Origin of the sequence: Dysgonomonas sp. Marseille-Q5470 (assembly GCF_951230145.1) — a bacterium.
GTDB lineage: Bacteria > Bacteroidota > Bacteroidia > Bacteroidales > Dysgonomonadaceae > Dysgonomonas.
Genome location: NZ_CATNVE010000021.1, coordinates 1 through 4646 on the forward strand (window position 1 = coordinate 1; position 4646 = coordinate 4646).

2 protein-coding genes and 3 pseudogenes are annotated in these 4646 nt (G+C 41.8%); 3 read left to right on the plus strand and 2 right to left on the minus strand.

The genetic code is table 11. The annotated features are described in order from the left end of the window. The 3 genes and pseudogenes from QOX35_RS16305 to istB all read left to right on the plus strand — a co-directional run. Window positions 1–260: pseudogene (locus tag QOX35_RS16305) on the plus strand (site-specific integrase); the annotation flags it as partial. Window positions 261–419: 159 nt separating this feature from the next. Beyond that, on the plus strand, window positions 420–2024 hold the full coding sequence (gene istA, locus QOX35_RS16310; protein WP_183309144.1) for an IS21 family transposase: 1605 nt from the start codon (window positions 420–422) through the stop codon (window positions 2022–2024). A 45-nt stretch (window positions 2025–2069) separates the two neighbouring features. Continuing rightward, the gene (gene istB, locus QOX35_RS16315; RefSeq protein ID WP_183309145.1) at window positions 2070–2837 is read left to right on the plus strand and encodes an IS21-like element helper ATPase IstB; all 768 of its coding nucleotides are present in this window, start codon (window positions 2070–2072) and stop codon (window positions 2835–2837) included. Window positions 2838–2943: 106 nt separating this feature from the next. On the opposite strand, the pseudogene QOX35_RS16320 reads toward istB, so the two are convergent. Further along, window positions 2944–3720 (minus strand): annotated as a pseudogene (locus QOX35_RS16320) (reverse transcriptase N-terminal domain-containing protein); the annotation flags it as partial. Window positions 3721–4323: 603 nt separating this feature from the next. Then, window positions 4324–4646, minus strand: a pseudogene (locus QOX35_RS16325) (TraG/VirB4 family ATPase); the annotation flags it as partial.

Sequence of the window (4646 nt, forward strand, 5' to 3'; positions counted from 1 at the left end):
AGATAGCTTTCAAAGAAGGTAACTCGGATAAAAACTATTTTGCTTATTACAAGCTACCCAAACAAAAAGAAAGTACCCCTAAAACCCTAAGTCGGGAAGATTTTGAGAAAATTCGGGATTTAGAAATTCCTGAACGTCGCCGATCACATATTATTACACGCGATATGTTTCTGTTTTCCTGTTACACGGGTACTGCCTACATTGATACGGTATCCGTTACCAAAGATGATTTATCAACGGATGATGATGGTGCATTGTATAATATAATTGAAAAGTAGTCCACTAAAATAATTGAAAAGTATACCACCAGTTAAGTAAAATTTAGGAGAGCATATAATAAAGCTCTGTATTTTACTAACAAATATTAACATTATAAATTCCTTTGTGTATTAACCAACACAGAGGGTAAAATGATAACAATGGTGGAAAAACAAACAATTATACATATGTACCGTACGGTGGGGTACAGTAAGCGGGCTATAGCCAGACAGTTGGATATCAGCCGTAAGACCGTTCATAAAATCATTTGTGAGTATGAAGCAGCTTTATCCTGCCCTGATCCTGAAGCCTCTCTGGAATCAGTATTAACTACCCAGCCACGTTATAACAGTTCCCGTCGAGGCCCTCGTGTTATTGTCGGCAGCCTGAAAGATTTAATAGACGACTGTTTGGAGAAGAACGCCCGTAAACGTGCCATGGGACTGAAGAAACAGTGTATGCGGGGTAAAGATATCTACGAACTGTTAATAGACAAAGGCTTTCAGGTCAGCTATACAGGGGTTTGTAAATACATCGCCTCTGCCTGTATGGTTAAGAAAGAGGATAAATCCCAGGAGGCCTTCATCCGTGGTTATTACCCTCCGGGAGAATCCTGTGAGTTTGACTGGGGCGAAGTCAAGCTTTATTTAAATGGCAAACTTCATCGTCTTCAACTGGCCGTCTTTACCCTAAGCCATAGTAACGGGCGTTATGCCTGGCTGTTCCATCACCAGGACCAGTTAGCCTTCATGGAGTCACACCGTAACTTCTTCCGCCAGATAAACGGTGTTCCCCACATTATGGTCTATGACAATATGCGTGTGGCCGTCATCAAGAAGTTTGCAGGAGAGGAGAAGAAACCCACCCAAACACTTCTTCGCATGAGCAACTTTTACCGTTACCATTATCGCTTCTGTAATGCCCGTGCCGGCTGGGAAAAGGGCCATGTAGAACGTTCTGTAGAATACGTCAGGCGTAAAGCTTTCAGTATCAATCTTCATTATACCTCTCTGGCAGATGCTCAAAGCCACTTACTGAGTATATGTGAGAAGATTAACTCGCGCAGTGGCAGCCCCTCGACTATCAATAAAGTGGAGGAACTGGCAGCAGATCTGGCTGCATTAAGACCCTATACCAATGAGATGGGATGCTTCCTGATGGCTGAGTACAAGGTGGACAAGTGGTCCACCATCTGTATGAACTGCTCCCACTACTCGGTTCCCGATACACTGGTAGGCAAAACCGTTACCGTTAAGATGTACTCCGAGAAACTGGTTGTCCTTTTTGGCAATGACAAAGTAGCCGTACATGAACGGATTTACTCCAGAGAGAAAGGGTGGTCCATCAAACTGGAGCATTATATAAATACCCTGTTGCGCAAACCGGGAGCACTGAACACTTCCCTGGCATTAAAACAAATGCCGGTAAAAATACAGGCTTTGTTCAATAAACATTTTACAGATAAGGCCAGGGATTTTGTCTTCCTTTTACAGTATGCCAGGGATAACAATTTTAGCGATAATGATATAATAGAAGCCTACAGTTCATTGAAGGAACGAGGTCTGAGAAGTATATCGGCAGACCAGATCAAAGCCATGATGCATACCAATAATGAACCTCAAGGTATGCCGGATGAACCCATCTATCTGGATGAAAGTCATAAGAGCGGATCTGCCCTGATCGAAGACGGAGCCATGAGGATACTAATGGACCTCTCGCGCATAATGGACACAGAAAACAATATAAAAATTACCACCAAAAATTAATAATCAGGTATGAGACAAGAAGTATTTAATATAAACAGTATGCAAATGGAAAATCTGAACGAGAAAGAAAAAGTTTTTAACTATGCCAAAGAGCTTAAACTACCTGTCATGCGGGATGAACTCGATGACTTTATTACCCAGGCAACTGATGAGAACTGGTCGTACCGGGTATTGATATGCCGGCTGTTAACCAAGGAAATGGACATGCGTATCGAGGCGCGCCGTAAACAGCGGATCAGGTTAGCCGGATTCCCTGAACTGAAGTACCTTCAGGAACTGGTAAGGCAAGAACTGCCTAAGGATGCGCAAACAGCACTGCCCGAGCTTGAAACGCTGGAATTTATCAAGGATGGACGTAATATCGTATTTTGCGGTAATCCCGGAACCGGTAAAACACATATGTCAATTGGACTGGGTATTAAAGCCTGCCTGGAGGGCTATACTGTCTTTTTTACTTCTGTTCCCCGCCTGCTGACACAAATCAGGGAATGTCGGTCGCAAAAGAGTCTCAGACTGCTTGAATTACGCTTCCAAAACTATGATATGGTCATCTGTGACGAGTTTGGATATGTAAGTTGCGATAAGGAAGGAGGCGAACTGCTATTTAACCATCTATCGCTCAGGGCTGGAAAGAAATCAACAATCATTACTACAAATCTGGCTTTTGACAGATGGGGAGAAATAGTAAAGGATAAAGTTCTGGTGGCTGCTATGGTAGACAGGCTCACACATAAAGCATATCTTATCAATATGAATGGACAGTCTTACAGAGTTAAAGAAACTAAAAAAATGTTGCAACCTAATGAAGAATAAATATCTTTAATCAATCTCATCCGAGAGCACTTAGTGGTATACTTTTCAATTACTAAGTGGACTACTTTTCAATTATATTATACACACCTTTGATTCTTCTTGCTTTATACTTCTGTGCAAGTAGGTCTTGTAGACCATCTAAGGTCATATTCGCAAGTGTTGGAGATATGATACCACCTTGTGGCGTACCCTCGTCTGTCGGGAACAATGTTTTATTAAAGACAAATCCTGCTTTTAACCATTTCTTTAGCATAACCTTATCCATTGGGATATTTTCCAGAAGCCATTCATGGCTGATATGGTCAAAACAACCTTTTATATCTCCTTCCAATATCCACTTAGGACAATAATCTTTTGCCAAATCAATAAAACATTGTTTCATAGCATCCTGTGCGCTTCTTTCTTTGCGGAAACCATACGAATGGTTATCAGCAGTTGTTTCAGCCACAGGGTCTAATGCCATGAGATATAATGCTTGCATTGCTCTGTCTTTCATTGTTGGAATTCCTAACGGGCGTAGTTTTCCATTACTCTTTTTAATATGTACTCTTCTTAATGGTTGCGGAGAGTATCCCCGTCTTTTTAATTCAGTAATCGCATTTGCCTTGGCTATTGGGGTATTCAAAATTTTACCATCTACCCCAGCCGTAGCTTTTCCTTTATTAGAAGACACTCTTTTTACAGCCAATGCTTTAGCATAAAAAGAGTGAGTAAGCACCCACTGTAAGGCTTTTACCTTATTGTGTTTACTTTCCTTTTGAGCCTTTACAATACGTGCTTGTAGCTTCTTAACCTCACGTTCACACTTATTCCATTCAATGGATTCCCATGCGATTGATTTTGTTCGGTCAGTTGATGCACACGATGTTTTACTTTCGTTCATTTGCTTTTCTACTTTAAAAAGTTCTAAAAGTTTCTTGTAAAGAATTACCTTATGTAGAAGTCTGCCCACTTTCGTGTGAGGTAACGTTTAAACCTCTATCCACTTCATTACAAAGTGGCATTCGCTTTTTCTACTATCCCATACCCGCACCTCTATCAGCTTGCCTTACGGCTCACTTTCCTAAGTAAATAGGAGAAGTACGGGTTTTCCGAGTTCTGCATAAGTAACACGAACGGGTTAGGCTCTGTCTATCCACCGGCAGCTCTCATATTCGTGTAATCCTACAAGGGAGAGGATTATCTTGGCTGCGTACCTTTTGGTTCAAGCTTATCAGCATTCTTTAGCTTGTTCTTTTCGTAACGATGTTTATTGACAGTTCACATTTGTTAGCCATACCATTCAGCCTCGCCCCCAGAGCATATAATGCTTACGCTCGTTGTCTTTCCCTCACGGTTCCGACTCCTCCCTTCGGAAGGGTTACTTTCTCAGGATAGCTTCGTACAAAACAATTACTCATAATGCACGTATCCTTAGGCTACTATTGACGAAACAATAGGTTTAATCTTGTTGTTAAACAATTACTTATGCAACTTCTCGTCGCACACCTTGTTCCCAATATTGGCGGCACATATGATTCGTGAAAAAGGACTTACCACTACCCGAAGGCCCCAAAATAAACTTGTTGCGGTTCGTGATAATTCCCTGCTTCATGGGTAGGTCGGAAATATCCACATGGATGGGTTTTCCGCTTACTCGATCTGCCATCTTGATACCAAAAGGTGAGGGAGAACTTTTGTAGTTCGTTTCCTCTGTGAAGAAGCACAAGGCAGGTTCTATAAACGTGTAGAAACTTTCTTCACTCGGAAAATCACCCGCATTGCCCGGCATCGCCGCCCAATAGAGTGTAGCAACATCCACCGTGTTAT

Excerpts from the sequence above, each read along its gene's own strand:
- istA (WP_183309144.1), top strand. The coding sequence starts at position 420 with ATGGTGGAAAAACAAACAATTATACATATGTACCGTACGGTGGGGTAC.
- istB (WP_183309145.1), top strand. The coding sequence starts at position 2,070 with ATGGAAAATCTGAACGAGAAAGAAAAAGTTTTTAACTATGCCAAAGAG.